The sequence below is a fragment of the Aldersonia kunmingensis genome (assembly GCF_001646865.1).
Taxonomy (GTDB): domain Bacteria; phylum Actinomycetota; class Actinomycetes; order Mycobacteriales; family Mycobacteriaceae; genus Aldersonia; species Aldersonia kunmingensis.
In genome coordinates this window covers 1-16002 of sequence record NZ_LRRB01000108.1, presented here as the reverse complement: position 1 = coordinate 16002, position 16002 = coordinate 1, and the positions used below count along the sequence as shown (strand labels likewise).

Annotated in this window: 8 protein-coding genes and 3 pseudogenes; 8 read left to right on the top strand and 3 right to left on the bottom strand. The window is 62.4% G+C overall.

What is annotated here, in order from left to right:
• The first annotated feature begins 142 nt into the window (after positions 1–142).
• From A8G08_RS08035 to A8G08_RS27970, 4 genes and pseudogenes are all read left to right on the top strand, one after another.
• On the top strand, positions 143–1258 hold the full coding sequence (locus tag A8G08_RS08035; RefSeq protein WP_157108462.1) for a helix-turn-helix domain-containing protein: 1116 nt from the start codon (positions 143–145) through the stop codon (positions 1256–1258).
• A 928-nt stretch (positions 1259–2186) separates the two neighbouring features.
• Positions 2187–3713, top strand: a complete 1527-nt coding sequence (locus tag A8G08_RS08030) for a Re/Si-specific NAD(P)(+) transhydrogenase subunit alpha (RefSeq protein WP_068272481.1) — start codon at positions 2187–2189, stop codon at positions 3711–3713.
• A 1-nt stretch (position 3714) separates the two neighbouring features.
• On the top strand, positions 3715–5106 hold the full coding sequence (gene pntB, locus A8G08_RS08025; RefSeq protein ID WP_068272478.1) for a Re/Si-specific NAD(P)(+) transhydrogenase subunit beta: 1392 nt from the start codon (positions 3715–3717) through the stop codon (positions 5104–5106).
• Between the two features lie 57 nt (positions 5107–5163).
• Positions 5164–5284: pseudogene (locus A8G08_RS27970) on the top strand (hypothetical protein); the annotation flags it as partial.
• A gap of 1336 nt (positions 5285–6620) precedes the next feature.
• Here the strand turns inward: A8G08_RS27970 and A8G08_RS08020 are convergent.
• The 3 genes from A8G08_RS08020 to A8G08_RS08010 all read right to left on the bottom strand — a co-directional run bounded on the left by A8G08_RS08020 (position 6621) and on the right by A8G08_RS08010 (position 11371).
• Positions 6621–7868: an ABC transporter substrate-binding protein gene (locus A8G08_RS08020; RefSeq protein WP_169823282.1), complete on the bottom strand. Its 1248-nt coding sequence runs from the start codon at positions 7866–7868 to the stop codon at positions 6621–6623.
• Positions 7869–7935: 67 nt separating this feature from the next.
• Positions 7936–8652: an ABC transporter ATP-binding protein gene (locus tag A8G08_RS08015; RefSeq protein WP_068272472.1), complete on the bottom strand. Its 717-nt coding sequence runs from the start codon at positions 8650–8652 to the stop codon at positions 7936–7938.
• Between the two features lies 1 nt (position 8653).
• Positions 8654–11371 carry a branched-chain amino acid ABC transporter permease/ATP-binding protein gene (locus tag A8G08_RS08010; RefSeq protein WP_245672724.1) on the bottom strand — a complete coding sequence of 906 codons (2718 nt, stop codon included), beginning with the start codon at positions 11369–11371 and terminating at the stop codon, positions 8654–8656.
• Positions 11372–12901: 1530 nt separating this feature from the next.
• On the opposite strand from A8G08_RS08010, the gene A8G08_RS08005 reads away from it, so the two are divergent.
• The 4 genes and pseudogenes from A8G08_RS08005 to A8G08_RS27050 form a co-directional block, all read left to right on the top strand.
• Positions 12902–13492 (top strand): hypothetical protein, encoded by a 591-nt coding sequence (locus A8G08_RS08005; protein ID WP_157108461.1) that lies wholly within the window; start codon positions 12902–12904, stop codon positions 13490–13492.
• 141 nt (positions 13493–13633) lie between these two features.
• Complete coding sequence (locus A8G08_RS08000) at positions 13634–13930, top strand: hypothetical protein (protein ID WP_068272470.1); 297 nt, start codon at positions 13634–13636, stop codon at positions 13928–13930.
• Positions 13931–14685: 755 nt separating this feature from the next.
• Positions 14686–14898: pseudogene (locus A8G08_RS28425) on the top strand (ParB/RepB/Spo0J family partition protein); the annotation flags it as partial.
• 145 nt (positions 14899–15043) lie between these two features.
• Positions 15044–16002, top strand: a pseudogene (locus tag A8G08_RS27050) (ParB/RepB/Spo0J family partition protein); the annotation flags it as partial.

Here is a 16002-nt window from a genome sequence, read left to right as displayed (position 1 = left end):
GCTCAATCGAGCAGACTTCCACTTTGCGCTGAATAATCGCTCCACTACAACGCATATAGCGTATCCTTGGTTGCGTGGACCACAGTTTCCTCCTGTCGCGATCCTTATCGGCATCCAGCGACGCGCGGTGCACGCGCAATTCATGCCGAGGTGCACACACAGAGGGCGGCACGATTCGATGACCGTCCCGACAATGCTGAGGGCAACACGTCTGGATCAGATCGAACGGCGCAGGTCCCGCACTGACCTGTGGTGCAACTTCCCACGCGGTTCGGCTACAACCCGCGGGCTCGTGACAGTAGGGCTGCAACACGGTCTGAGCGAATCAGCCGTCCTGGCTGCGACAGCGCTAACGCCGGGCGATCTCCAGCTTCCTGGATTCGAGGTCGATGGTTGCGACGAATTGCAGGCAGCTCGAAACCTGGTGACTCTGTTGGGGCAGGTGCCCGGACTTGGTGTCGCGTCCGCACGCCACTTATCGTTCTCGTGCCTGGGAACACTCGGTCTGGCCCTCATGTCTGCGTCATCGGTGCGTGAAGCGGTGCGGCTCGGCATCGACATGAAGGGAATGACTTTCGCCCTCGTCGAACCCATCTACATCGAGAACAACTCGCATGAGCAGGTGCTGCTCCATGACGCCCACATCCCGGCTGACATTCGGCATCTGATCGTCGAGCGAGACCTGACGACCTTCTGCCGCGCCTGGCCGCTAGTCACGGGCCGGACTAATGGGGTGCAGATCCAGGCAGCCCTCGGCGACGTAGCGATCAATCACCTACGCGCCGCGTTGCCCGGATTTCATATCAAGCGCGGCGAGCGGACGATGCTCCACATCGATCGACGCGTGCTCGATTCTCCTACCGCTCAGGCCGATCCGGAAACCTTCCGCGATCTGTTGTGCGCCCTCGAGTCACAGATCCAACGCCGCCGCGGCGGCCGGGGGTTGTCCGAACGCATTCGGGCCCGGATCGTGGCTACACCGGACAGCCCGCCGACTATGGAGGACCTCGCCCACGCCCTCCATATAGATGTCCGAACACTGCGCCGACGATTGACTTCGGAAGGCACGTCGTACCGCAACCTCATCAACGAGATACGTAGATCTCAGGCTGCGACATTGCTCGCCGACTCTGCGCTCACTGTCGAAGCGGTCGCCGACAAACTCGGCTATCACGACGCTGCAGGTCTTTCGAAGGCGTTCCGCCGCTGGTATGGCGAGACACCGAGCAGTTTCCGAGCCCGCCAGGACCGTCAATGACGGTACATCACACCCCATTTGGCGTGTGACTGTTACTTGGCGGCAAAAACCGCAAGCTGCGGGCGAGTTGGTCGAGGCAAGGCACCGCTCGCGTCTTCGCCAGCACCATCTGCCGACGAAACCGGTCATGTGACCCCGATGCTCATCGCGCTTCAACCACGAGGGCGGCGGTCCAGCGGACGGCCACACCGGCTCCCGTTTCCGCGACTGGCGGTCGACAGCAGAAGAGTTTTAACCCTTGAATGCAACACGAAGCAAAGTTATTCGCACCGGCACCAAGGCCTGTCATCATATTAACCGGTGTGAAACCGGCTTCGAAAAGTCAACGCCGCATTCGGCCGGCCGTCGGAAACACTCCCATCGGCACGCTCAGCAAGAACCGAACCCTGCGTCTGAGGGATTGGTAACGCTTGGCCAAATTTTCGGCGCGGTCAGCGCCACCCGACTGGTGTTGCGTCGAGCAGGTGGCAGCTGGCGACCGCTAGTCTGCGCCGGCTCAGTAGGTTTGCGGTGCTTCGAGCAGTAATCCGACAGTACGAGCGGCAGTTTCTCCCCGGCCGTATCCAGCAGGCCGACGCGGGTGTCCAACAACCGCGAGGTCGGACGGCTTCCTCCCGTTCAACATCCCCGTGGGCACGACCACCCTTCCATGCCGGTCTTTCCACCCCATCTCATAGCCCTTCGCGCGGGGTCAACGTCACACAGCCTTAAGGCGCTTTTACCATGTAATATGCACGTCGAGGCGCCGCTGAACAGTCATTTGCGTGCAATACAGGTATAATCACTGCGAGTATTGCCACCCGCGACGTCAAGGCTACGTCGACGACGGAAAGCCGGCTGGGGCAGAACCTCCTGGTGCAGGCTCGCCAAACCTGGCCGGTGGTTCGTCGCCGGCGACGAGTTTGCACCTTTCGCAGAGAGAAGATCCATGATCATCGGTGTCGTTAATGAAGCCCCACTTCGGGAGACACGGGTCGCAGCGACCCCCACCACGGTGGCCGCGCTGCTGAAGCTGGGGTACGACGTAGTGGTCGAACCCCACGCGGGTGCTGCCGCCAGTTTTGCCGACGACGCGTTCGCGGATGCAGGCGCAACCGTCGGCTCGATCGGGGACGCAGACATCGTTCTGAGCGTGAACCCCCTCACGCGCGCGCAACTCGACCACGTGAAGCGCGGCGCGACGGTCATAGCGATCCTTTCGCCGGCGTTGCGACCGGATCTGGTCGAGGATCTAGCGCGACGTCCCATTACGGCTTTGGCGATGGATGCCGTGCCGCGCATCTCGCGGGCACAGTCATTGGATGTGCTGTCGTCGATGGCGAATATCGCAGGCTACCGCGCGGTCATCGAGGCCGCCCATGAGTTCGGCCGCTTCTTCACCGGCCAAGTGACGGCCGCGGGCAAGGTGCCTCCGGCAAAGGTGCTCGTCGTCGGGGCCGGGGTAGCCGGTTTGGCCGCGATCGGTGCTGCCGGCTCCCTAGGCGCCATTGTTCGGGCCACTGACCCACGTCCCGAGGTGGCTGACCAGGTGCGGTCACTGGGCGGGGACTACCTCCCGATCGTCACCGCCGACGTGGAGATCTCGGCGACGGGCTACGCCAAGGAAATGGGCGACGACTATAAGGCGCTCGAGGCCAAGCTGTACGCCGACCAGGCGCGCGACGTCGATATCATCATCACCACCGCGCTCATTCCCGGACGGCCGGCGCCGTGCATCATTACCGCCGAGATGGTCGCGTCGATGAACCCCGGTTCGGTCATCGTCGACATGGCCGCGCAGAACGGCGGAAACGTCGAGGGCACCGTCAAGGACGAGACAATTGTGACCTCGAACGGCGTGAAGATAATCGGCTATACCAATCTAGCCAGTCGCCTGCCTGCGCAAGCATCGCAGCTCTACGCCACCAACCTGGTCAACCTGATCAAGCTGATGACCCCTGAAAAGGACGGTCAGCTCGTTCTCGACTTGGACGAGGTCGTACAGCGCTCCATCACCGTCGTGCATCAGGGCGAACTCACCTGGCCACCACCGCCGGTGAATGTTTCCGCCGCTCCGATCGTCGCTGCCACGAAGACCGCCACGCCGAGCACGGAGAAGAAGACCACCGCCCCGGCGGTCAGATGGGGTTCGATCATCGGTGGCCTCGCTGCGTTCTTCGTCGTTCTGGCCACCGCGCCTGCGCCCATTCCCGGCCACTTCGCGACGCTGATGCTGTCAATCGTCATCGGCTACTACGTGATCGGGCATGTGGCGCACGCGCTGCACACGCCGCTGATGTCGGTGACCAACGCGATCTCCGGGATCATCGTAATTGGCGCGCTTATGCAGATCGGGTCCACCGAGACGACTGTGACCATTGTGTCTGCCATCGCGGTCCTGCTCGCCAGCGTCAATATTTTCGGCGGCTTCGCGGTCACGCGTCGCATGCTCGCTATGTTCAACAAAGGAAACTGACGTGTCCGCTCTCTCCGTCGCGAACGCCGCGAACATTCTCGCCGGTCTGCTATTCATCCTGGCGCTAGCCGGCCTCTCCAGGCACGAGACGTCACGAAATGGACTCAAGTTCGGCATCGCCGGGATGGCGCTCGCGCTGGTCTCCACGGCCTGGTTGGTCGTAAAGGGTGCCGATGAGGCTATGGTGCTCGTCCTGCTTCTCGTCTCGATACTCGTCGGTGCCGCGATCGGTTTGTGGCGCGCCAAAGTCGTCGAGATGACTGGTATGCCCGAGCTCATCGCACTACTGCACTCGTTCGTCGGTCTAGCGGCAGTCCTGGTGGGCTGGAACGGCTATTTAGACCACAGCACCTACGGTCTGGAGTCACTGGACCGCATCCATTCCGCCGAGGTTGCCGTCGGCATCTTCATCGGTGCGGTGACTTTCACTGGGTCGATCGTGGCATACCTCAAGCTCTCTGCGCGCATCACCTCGAACCCCCTTATGCTGCCGGGCAAGAACGTGATCAACGCAGTATCGCTGGTGGTTTTCGCGATCCTGACCGTCGTCTACGTCCGTGACCCCAACGTTGTCGTGCTGGCGGCGTTGACGGCGCTGGCGCTGGGCCTGGGCTGGCATCTCGTCGCGTCTATTGGCGGCGGTGACATGCCTGTCGTGGTGTCGATGCTCAACTCGTACTCCGGCTGGGCGGCGGCCGCGTCTGGGTTCTTGCTCGGCAACGACCTACTGATCGTCACCGGCGCCCTCGTCGGCTCCTCGGGTGCCTACCTGTCCTACATCATGTGCCAGGCAATGAACCGTTCGTTCATATCCGTGATCGCCGGTGGCTTCGGCGTCGAAGGTAGTCCCGCCGAGGACAGGGACTATGGCGACCATCGCAAAATCACCGCGGACGGCGTCGCTGAACTGCTCCAAAATACGCGGTCGGTGATTATCACGCCCGGTTACGGCATGGCCGTCGCCCAGGCGCAGTACGGCGTAGCCGAGCTCACCCGAAAGCTGCGTGACAAAGGAATTCAGGTTCGCTTCGGCATCCACCCTGTGGCGGGGCGGCTGCCGGGCCACATGAACGTTCTACTTGCCGAAGCCAAAGTGCCCTACGACATCGTGCTCGAGATGGACGAGATCAACGACGACTTCGACGACACCGGAGTCGTTCTGGTCATCGGCGCCAACGACACGGTCAACCCCGCCGCCACCGAAGATCCCAGCTCGCCCATCGCGGGTATGCCCGTCCTGACTGTGTGGAACGCGGAGAACGTAATCGTCTTCAAACGCTCGATGGCCTCCGGCTACGCCGGCGTCCAGAATCCACTCTTCTTTCGCGAGAACTCCGCGATGTTGTTCGGTGATGCCAAGGACCGCGTACAGGACATTCTTCGCGCACTGTGATTTGAGCGGATGCCATTCCCTTCGAGAGTCCGTCTCTGAGATAACGGCGCCGTGTAGTTGCCGTTCTTTCGCGACCTGGTCGCCCGCGGGCTTCCGGAGTCAGCCCCGGTCAACAGCGACCCTCATGCCCTGCGGTTGGCCGCGATCGGCGCAAACTATGCCCGGTACGTACTGGCAGTAGTGCCGAACCAATAACTCCGATGGCAGGATTGCCCTACCTGGGTAGTTCGTCCTGGTGGCGGCAGTTTTCGTGATGTCTATATCGGCGTTATCTGGGTCGTTACGATGGGCGTAATGACCGATCCGGCGGTTTGCCAGCTGGGTTGTACAGCGCATCCAACTCCGTGTATGGCCGATCCGCGGATCACATCGTAAATCTTGCTCCGCCGCAGATCGAGCGGTAAGTGGTGGCCCGTCGCCCTCCGGGCCATAGCCGCACTCGATCGGTGAGATCGTTAGCACCGTTGCTGATCCGTCCTCGGGCGGCTGATGTCGTATCGAGGCGCGAACCGCGCAGGATTGAATGCGAACCTAATTGTTCGGCGAGCGGGTTAATGGCTGCTGCGTAGGTCCGCGGTTATGTCGGCCACGTCGAGCCTTCGCCGAACTGCATTGCTGATGGCAGCTGGCGGAGTTGAATGCCAGCGACGCGGGCGATGTCGCCAGTTACATTCGGACACCGACACCTGTTCAGGCACCCCAAGCCACGCAGGCGCCAGTGCGATGCGGGAATTGGTGCGGTACGAGCACGTCGACGTGTTGATCCGGGCGTCGCCCGACAATGCCGCGCCGAAAGTCGCGGGTCGCGATCCGGGGTTGCCCAAAGCGCTGAAGCCAGCTGAGGTGATGGCCCCGCTGAGGGCGGTCGGGTGAATCAGGCGCGACTTCGCAAAGCCGGGTTTGTTGCCGCGGTGTGGTTCGTGCCAGGGGAGGTCGCAAACATGGGCGTGGACGATTGATTGGCAGCGAGGAAAATCGCGAGCGACGGCAAGGGTGAGCGCTGCGCTCGTCCTCCGCTGCCGTTCGCGGCCGGCGAGGCGGTCGTGGCTAAAGTGCGGCACGACCAACGACCGGATATCTCAATCCGCTGCGTCTACCTTCGGCGTCGGGCACCAAACCAGGGAATGGCCAGTGCGGGAGTCACTTCCAAGTGGTCGCCGAGGTCTCAATGCACGCCGGGTTGGGAGTCGTGCATGCGAATCGGCTGCGAAGCAGAGGAAGGTTTTGCGCACGGGCGTGGCCGTGACGGACGTCGGGGTGTCATGACCGAGTTGCGCGCCGCCTGACCGACTATCTGGAGTTACGCCGGTCGTTAGTTTCACTCTGCGACGGGACGCCAAGCTGTTGGCCCAGTCCTTCGGCTAGCTCGATCGAGGACCAGAACAACCACCCAATCCAGCCACAGGCGGTCAACAGCTCTGCCACAGCCGCCTTCGTCAACACGATGTCAATGCTCCGTTCCGAAAAGACGAAAGCCCCGCTCGAACCTCGAGTCGGGGCATCGTCTGAGCAGATTAGGCGCCTGGCATCGCGAAAAGCGGAGCGACGTTGACCGGTTTCACGTCGCGAACGGTGCCATCTTCGTCGACAGTGCCTAGAAGCCCTTCGCTCGAACAGATATTGGGCGCGACGACAATCGGCTTCGTTCCGCATTGGAAGGTGGCGGAACTAGCCAGTGGGAGCGGTGCTGGCTCGGGCATCGCGGCGAGCCGGGCATTCACAGTGCTGCGGTTCAGCTCGCCTTCGAGGCCAGACAACGCGCGAGCCAGCGAGACAATGGCGATATAGGCGCCCTCACCGATTCTGGCACCTTCGGGATAGTCCGCATACTTGTCGACGAGCGCATCGAAGACCTTTGACTCATCGTCCCCGGCGGAAATAGCAGACACCTTCACATTGCGGTAACCGCCTGGAATCTGCGATGCAAGAGAGGTGTTGACACAGGCATCGATTGCGACAATCGGTTGCTCGACGTTGAGGGTTTGAATGGCCTTCATGACATTGGTGCAAAACGAGGTGTCGCCGACGATCTGGAACATGTCGGGATCGTTGTCCAGCGCAGTCTGAACCTGCGGCGTCATGTCGGCGGTACCGGGCGGGACGGCAACGAGATCCATAGCGGCGCCGGCGTTACCGTAGGCCAGCGCTCCGAGTTGTTTGATCGGCTCAGTCGCGGTTGGGATGTCAACTGTCAATACGGCAACTTTCTTTAAGCCCTCCTGTTTCGCGAAGTAGGCCGGTGTACCTGCGATCGTGGCCAGCGCATTGAGCGGTAGGTAGGTATTCGGAGAAGTCAACGTCTTCGGTCCCGGAGTCGCGCTCAGAAATGGCATTCCAGCGGGCGACGTGACATCAACGAAGGCATCCGGGTTGGCTTCCGCCCCGCTTACGATTGCCACCGCATCGGACGCGACCGCCCTATTCGCGCAGTCTCGCGCCAGACTCACCTGCAGTTCGGTTTCACACACCACGCTCAGTTCGATCGGGCGCCCATTGACCCCGCCGAGATGGTTATTGATGTATGAAACGGTGGCTTTTGCAGCCGGCAAATCGTCGAAACCAGCACCGGCGGTCGCGCCCGCAGACGCATACGCGATCTTGATCGGTTCCCCAGTCGCATTGTTTTCTGGCCCCAGTACGGATGAATCCGACTCGGTACTCTCGCTTGACTTATCATCGCTGCTACAGCCGGTGGCGACCAGCATCGCCGCAAGAAGGGCGCACGGCAGAATGGTCCACCGGTTGTGCGTCGAAATGTTCATTTTCATCTCCTGGTTAGATATGTGCGGGTGTCCCAAGGTGCACGCTGAGAACTGCATTGGGTATCTGTCACGAAGTGGTCGCTGCGACGTCACCTCCGAGGTAAGCGGCCTCGAGCCGAGCTGGATCAGATCTGATCTCGTCAGCACCGCCGCGCAACGTCACCTCGCCGTGAACCAACACGATTGCCTGGTCCGCGACCTCCAGTGCGAGTTGGACGTGCTGTTCCACCAAAATGACAGTCGCTCCGGTGGTGTCGGCTATGTGCCGAACAACCGGCAACAGCTTCTCCACGATGACCGGCGCTAATCCCATGCTCATTTCATCGATGAGCAGGACTTTCGGCTTTTGCACCAGCGCGCGGGCGACCGCGAGCATTTGCTGCTCCCCGCCTGACAGCGAACCTGCCGCCACCTTCCACCGTGGCTGCAGCGAGGGGAAAAGCTCGCGAATGTCCTTGTCCGACATACCCCCCCGTCGTCGCGCAATGGCGAGGTTGTCGGCGACGGTGAGTGAACCGAACAGCGCTCGATTGTCGGGAACCAGCACCAGTCCGGCGCGGTTGGCCTTTTCCGCGTTACCGTCGGCCAACCGTTGGCCGCCCACGCTGACTGTTCCACCCTGAGAAGGCAAAAGTCCGGCCAGAGTCATCATCAGCGTTGTCTTCCCTGCACCGTTGGGCCCTAATAGAGCTACGACCGAACCGCTCGGTGCATCGAGATCAATGCCACGGACTATGGCGACCTTGCCGTGCCCCGCGACGAGATGGCGTACTTGCAGACTCATTTCACTGCCTCACTACTGCATGGGTGCTTCCGAGATACGCCTCGGCTACCTGACGATTGCTGCGGATTTCGGCAGGAGTGCCGCTCGCCAATGTGCGCCCGAAATTCAGGACCTGGATGCGATCGCAGACGCTCAGGACGAGGCTCATGTCGTGCTCGACCATCAGGATTGTCACGCCGCTGTCGCGAATCGCTCGCAAACGCTCTGCTAGCCACAGACTTTCGGTTGGATCGAGACCGCCGGCCGGTTCATCGAGCAACAAGACGGTCGGGCTACCCGCTATGGCACGTGCAATCGATACGAGCTGTCGCTGACCCTGCGAGAGCTCGCCTGCCGCGACGGCGTGAACCTCGCCGAGCCCTAGCAACTCGAGTACCGCGTCAACCTCATTGGTCCCCCGCCGACCGCCGCGTTGCGGCAATCCAACCAACACGTTTTCGCGGACGCTCAAGTCTTCGTACAGCTCGATCGCCTGGAAGGTTCGCCCCAAGCCAGCTCGGATTCGTCGGTAAGGCGACTTGCCGTCGAGTTGCGTTCCGTCCAAGCTAATGTCTCCGGCGGCAGGAGAGAATCCACTGATCGCGTCGATCAAAGTGGTCTTTCCCGCCCCGTTCGGACCGATGAGTCCAACGATTGCACCGCGCGGCACCTCAAAGCTCACATCGTCTACTGCAGCAACTCCCCCGTACCGGACCGAGACCCCTTTCAGCGACAGGACCGGCTCACCGAATTCCACGACATTGCGATCTGCAGGCGAAACCGGTTCCGCAACAATAGAACCGACCCGACTCCGAACCGGCGGCTTTCGGAAGCGTCGCGCGGCACGGTGCGCCGGCGCAACTATGCCCTCTGGGTTCAGCAAGACAGTCAGAATGAGGCCGATACCGACAATCACCTGATACCACTGTCCAGAATCGAGGACGCGGTCTAGGAGGACAATGAGCAACCCACCACCGGCGAGCAGGCCACTCACCAAGCCACCGGAAATCGAGGTGATCCCGGCCAAATACACGGTGGCGAACAACGTCACACCCGTGAGTGCCATGAACGGCTGGAACGACACGTTGGTCTGTTGATAGGCCATCAGGCATCCGCCAAGGCCCGCAATGAACGCACCGATTGCGAACGCGATCAGCTTGGTCCGAACAACGTCGATACCCGAGGCTGCCGCAGATCGCTCATTAGCTCTCACAGCGAGCATCCGGGTGCCGAGACGACTGCGTCGCAACGCCGCGACACTCAACGCAACCAAAGTCAGTACGGCTAGGCATAACAACCCAAAGCTCAGGCGAGGGTATTCGGCTCCGGTCCCGATGCCGAGGTCGTAACCAAAAATCGTGGGACTCGGGACGTCGATACCGCCGGAGCCGACGATGTCGGCATTGCGGAAGACCAACGCCTCGATTGCATAGGCAAATGCCAGTGTGACCACTGCAACGGTCAGTCCTCGTATACGAAGCGCCGGGATTCCGACAATGACGCCAAGCACAGTAGCGATCGAGGCCGCCACCACCGGAGCGATCGGGAACGGCACACCCCAGTCTTCGGTAATCGGACCGACCGCGAACGCGGCCGCACCGGCAATTGCTAACTGAGCCAGCGAAACTTGTCCCGCATAGCCGGTAACCACCACCTGCGACAAGCCGATCACGCCCAGAATGAGACTCGTAATTAGACCCGTTCGCCAGTCCCCGCTCAAGACTGTCAACGCGGCCACAGCCATTACAACCGCCACGACCGTCGTCAGGAGCACACGTCGGGGATACGGGGCACTACCGAGATCGGCGGATAAGATCGCCCCCCTCGATGGCAATGGCCGGGCTTGCACCACGAGGACCAAAAGGATCACGATCAGCGGCACCAACTCCACCAACCCCGTGGAGGGCAACCAGTCGAATTCGCGGGATAGGAATGTCGCTTCCGCCTGCAACATCCCGATACCCAAGCCGGCCGCGACTGCACCAATAACCGACGCGAACCTTCCGATGATGGCCGCAGCCAGCGCCGGAACGATGAACAACGTGTACGCCGCTGGCGTGAGCGGAACGAGGGGTGAAATCAACACGCCCGCTAAGCCGGCGACGGCGCTGCCGATCGTCCAGTTGTAAGCCGCGATTCGGTCCGGTGACAGGCCGCTAACTAACGCTCCCTCTTCGCTTTCCGCGGTGGCACGCGTCGCCAAACCGAAACGCGTGAAACGGAACAAGCACGCTAGCAGCGCGGCAATAAGCACTACCGTCACCGCGAAATAGACGCGGTCTTGAGGCAGTCGCACACCAGCAAATTCCCAGACATCGGTCGGGAAAATCGGATCCACACCGATCGCGGCAGATCCCACTCGAAGTCCAGCGAGTGCAACAAACAGCACCATCAAACCGATTGATGCGACCGCTCGTGCCAACGGAGGTGCCGTCCGCAAGGGCCGGAAAACTACGACATACAGAACCAGCCCTAACACCCCAGAAAACATGACCGCCACGACAGCTGCTACGAAGAACCCTGGATCCCCGCCGACATCAACCGTTTTCGGAAAACCAGGAACGAGAATGAGCAGTTCGCCCTTCCGCATGAACGCGTACACGTAGGCACCGAATAGTGCCATCGATCCCGTCGCAAAGTTGATCACGCCAGAACTGCGATACACCACCACTAATGCCATCGCGAGCGCCGCGAAAACCGCACCTCCGCCCAAACCCAGCAACAGAAACTGGACATGCATTGACACCGGACTCTCCTTCAAACTTTCGTACTGGATCTCATCGGAGGGCGCGTTTGACAGTTCCCTTGACGCAATCGGAAGCACGGCAACGGTCTCGACGTGATTGGTGACCAACGCTCACGATGAGCAAGATGCTTGCCGGAAATACGCGCGGCAAATGGGGCGGTCGCACCAGACGGATGCACCGGACCGCGGACGGAAAGTAGGACGCACAGTGACCGTCGGTATCCCTGACTGATGTGAGATCCACGTCCCGGCGATAACGTTCGGCTCGCACGGCCATTTCCAGGCGGCATACTCGCGCGCAGAATTCGGCGCCAGTTGACAGCAGGCCGACCACTATCGCGACGAAAAACATCCGTGACCGCCATAGAACGTACACCTCCTTCGCGGCGTAAAACTGGCTCGCGCGCCGACGCTTGTGCTGGCGCTCACGTGTTGCCAATGATGTGACGACGATCGCTAACACTGCCACAAATTGACCCGGAGCACAACAAATTGCGTATCTGTAGGCCGTGATTCATACGCAGATACATACCGGCGCCGCCAATCGATGAGTGTTTGCCCAGCTGATGCGCCATGTTGTTGCGCGACCGGCGATTCGTTAGGACGGGTAAGCGTTCTCTCCAACGAACTACTGGTAGGACCCCCAGTGCTCGGTGAGCATGCGACTCCCTGCCCTTCCACGGCCTCGCTGAAGATGAACTTTTCTGCTCGACGGACCGTTCGAACGGATTCCCAGTACCCGCCTGCTCCGTCGGCGCAACTTCAGCGCAATCGCTGGGGTGTCAGGGCGGGCGATGTCTATCGGAGCTTGAGATTGACCGTGGGGGTGCGTTCGCGTCTTCACTCTCAGCGGCGCCGAGGAATTGGCTTGTCGAGCCGAGGTCATCGCCGCGCTTTGTGAATCAACCTTGCCGACTACCGGTCCGACATTCTGAACTGGCGTCGGGCCACCACAAAGGCCAACCCTTGTGCTACCGAAAAGTCCCAACGCGGCTGTGGCGGCAAAAGGATGTCTGATTGCCCGTCCGACAGCGACTGACGGCCGCCGTCGGTCGGCTGCATGTGTCGAAGGGCGCCGAGAGTCTCGGTGCAAAGGCGATCGTGTGGAAAGTGCTTATGCGGTGAGGCGCCGCGTGCGATCGATATGTTGCCGTCGGAACTATTGAGCACATCTCTCCGATCCTGGACGGCTGGCGTGCAGGACTGGTCCCGGTGTTGGGCGGCGAAAAGTGCTGCGCCGCCTTCGGCGTCGTGAGCATCATGGTCAGGATTGGTAGTCGTCAGAGTCGCCCGATGACACCATGCCGTGGGCCCGACCCGTCAACCCACGCTCCAGGCGCTGTCGCGTGTTCTCCTTCGTCGCCCGCGCGCTCCAACAACTTTCACCTAGCTCGAATCGTCGTGTCCGGCTGTACGGTCACCGGTGAAAGTCGTTTTCGACGGCCCTGCGCTCTTCGGGGTTGACCCGCCACCCCGACATGGTCCCAGTGCGCGAATCATTCGCCACATAGATGGGAACCTCCCATGTCGAAAAAGACTATGCCCCAGAATATTCCATCCGACCTGACTGGAATCGTCACCCGGATCGTGTACGTCCTCTCCGGAGGGCAGTACGCCAACCTGGACACCCACAACGCTGGCACCGACGGCGCCCGGGTCGTGCTGCGGTGGGGGAAGCTCCACATGACCTTCACCGGCGCTGAGCAGGTTCAGCACCTGCTCGGCTACTTCGCCGACGCGCGACGCAGCATGACCGGCAGCGTCAACCTCGCGACCCTGCCCCTCCGCGAACCGGACCCCACCGAGGCCGCCACAATCGTCGCAGTGACCTGGGCCAAAACACCACGCGCCACGATCATCCCGCAGCAGATGCATCATCAGAGGCTGCGCCGCACGATCAGCTACGTCGACCTCGAACTCGGCACCGTCGTCTTTCGCATCCTCGACAAGACAGCGCTCGACAGCGCGCTCGAGATCCTGGCCCGCGCGCACGCCCTCGCCGTGATGGCGTGGCCCGATGGCCCGCAGTACCGGGCCGACCCGACCCGCGTGAGCTGGCGTCCCCACGCCGGACTGCTCACCCATCGCGGCAAGACTGTCATCCCCCGCCGCTGAGCCAGAAGGTGCCGGGGCTCATCCACAGCCCCGGCACCATCCACAACTCGTTACATCCGTGCAGGTCATCGCGTCCGACCAATGGCGGAGTACCGCGACACTGCAAGACACCTCCCTACTCGCTACGAAAGGACACGAACCATGACAACCACTTGGTCCCTCCGAATCGACACCTACAACGGCGACATCCTCGACTTTTACGAGACCACCGCCGCCACCCGCGCCGACGCGCTCCATGACCTCCACACCGCTGCCATCGCCGCCGTATCGAACGTCGCCGCCGACCAGCTCCCCCTCAAACCCCGCTACATCCTCGAGCTCGACCGGCAGTTCCACGCCGAGGTCGTCACCGGAGGAACCACCAGTGGCACCCCCGACCACGACGGCGCGCGCATCGCCCTTGAACACCTCCACGACCGGTACTGCAACACCAAATAGCCCACACACATCACCCCTCAGCTACCGCGTCCGACGTGGTTGCGGTTCTGTATCCACGCCGGCACGTGCTACGCCGACGGGCGGGTCGCTCCCGCTCCCCCATTCGGAGCGTCCTGCGGCCGCCGCTATCGAAAGGCGTTGCGGCCCGGCGATTTTGCGGGCGCCTTCTCCCGCGTCAAGGGCGCTGACGCGTCGCTGCGCGATGGCCTGCGGCCACCCTCTGACCCGCGAGCCTCCGGGCGCCCTGGCCAGGCGTTAAGGGCAGGCCGCGGGCCTGCCCCGGCGGAACCGCCGAGCCGCAACCCACGCCCCGGAGCGCTCCCATGAACACCATCACCTGGCATCTACGCCCAACCCACATCGACAACCCCGTAATCCACGAATACGTCACCCACGCTCTCGACGTCGCACTGCGAACCGCCAGCGACCTCACCGACTTGCACGCCCGGATCCGCCACGAAGCCGACGCCGCAGACAAGGTCGCGAAACTGTTCGCCAATCCGCGCCGCGCCCGCACCATCAACGCCCAGGTACGCCGCCACGAACTCGTATGCGCCGCCCGCATGACATGCGTCGCCGCCGCACTGCGCCGCATCGCCGCCACCCTGCTCACCGACAACGCCCACACCTGGTGACCACCCACGGCACCCGGGCACGCGCACCACCAAACGACCCGGAACCAGCTGCCAAAAAACACAACACGCGGCACAACCCCGGAGATTCGAAGCCCGAACCCAGCTCAGGAGAGAAGCACCATGAACGACACCAACGACACCGGCGCGATCGATTCGGAGTACGTCGAGGTCGACCCACACACCCTGACCCTTGCCGACAACGTGCGCGACGAAGTCGACCTCACCCCCGCCCCAGAATTCGTCGCCAGCATCGGCGAGCACGGCGTCATCCTCCCGGTCACCGCCACCCGCGCCACCGACGGCGCCATCACGGTTGAGGACGGGCAACGCCGCGTCCTCGCCGCCCGCGAAGTCGGCCTCGCCACCGTTCCCGTACTCATCCGTGTCCCCACCGGGACCGGCAAGGCGCAACAGATCGAGCGGATCGCGCGCCAACTCGTCGCCAACGACCAGCGCGAAGACATCACCACCGGGCAGCGTGCCGCCGCCGTCGCGACCATGCTCGACCTCGGGGGCGTCGGTCACCAAGATCAGCAAGGCTACCCAAATCGACCGCGACACCATCAAATTCGCCGCCAAGGCCGGGAACAGCGCGAGCGCCCGCACCGCCCTCGACGCCGGGCAACTCGACCTAGAACAAGCCGCGATCATCGGCGCGTTCGAAGCCGAAGGCGACACCGACGCCGTGGCGCGCCTGCTCAACGCCAGCCCGTACCAATTCCGGCACATCGCCCAGGCGATCAGCAACGAACGCACCGAAGCACGCGCCCGTGCCGACGCCGCCGCACCGTGGGTCGAACACGGCCACCCAATCCTCGACACCCAGCCCGAAACCTGGCGACACGACTGCGACTGGTACGCCGTCGAAGAACTCGAAACCCTCGACGGCAGCGAGGTCACCGAAACCTGTACAGCCACGAACCCATCCCTATGGCCGGTATGGGTCACCCGCGCCGACGAATGCCAGATCCTCGACCGCGACACCGGAGCCGACGTCGACCCCGACACCATGGATTGGGACACCGAGGACAACCCCGACACCGAACCCGCTGCCGGGTTGCGCCACTTCAACACTGTCGAGGTGCGCGAGCAGTGGGTCGCCGACTACTACATCCGCGCAGACGATTTCGACGCGGCTCGTGTGCGGCTCACCAAGCTCGCCGCCGCCGTCCGCCACCCTGCACCCGCCGACGCCACCGTCGAGGGCGACCAGCCGGCTGTCGCCGAGGCCGAACTCGCCGAAGCGCAGCGCCGGGAGGCGGAGAAGGCCGAACGCCGCCAGGTAATTGCGTGCAACAAGCTCGGCGCGGCCGCGCAAGATGTGCGCCGCGACTGGCTGCGCACCCAACTGGTCGCCCGCAAAACCGCACCCAAGCAGGCAGCAGCGTTCGTGGCCGAGATGCTCACCCGCGACCCGTATTTGATCGGAGAAAACAA

Coding starts and splice junctions, on each gene's coding strand:
- A8G08_RS08015 (WP_068272472.1), bottom strand. CDS start 8,652: ATGAGTCTGCAAGTACGCCATCTCGTCGCGGGGCACGGCAAGGTCGCC.
- A8G08_RS08020 (WP_169823282.1), bottom strand. CDS start 7,868: ATGAACATTTCGACGCACAACCGGTGGACCATTCTGCCGTGCGCCCTT.
- A8G08_RS08000 (WP_068272470.1), top strand. CDS start 13,634: ATGACAACCACTTGGTCCCTCCGAATCGACACCTACAACGGCGACATC.
- A8G08_RS08010 (WP_245672724.1), bottom strand. CDS start 11,371: ATGCATGTCCAGTTTCTGTTGCTGGGTTTGGGCGGAGGTGCGGTTTTC.
- A8G08_RS08005 (WP_157108461.1), top strand. CDS start 12,902: ATGTCGAAAAAGACTATGCCCCAGAATATTCCATCCGACCTGACTGGA.
- A8G08_RS08035 (WP_157108462.1), top strand. CDS start 143: ATGCCGAGGTGCACACACAGAGGGCGGCACGATTCGATGACCGTCCCG.
- A8G08_RS08030 (WP_068272481.1), top strand. CDS start 2,187: ATGATCATCGGTGTCGTTAATGAAGCCCCACTTCGGGAGACACGGGTC.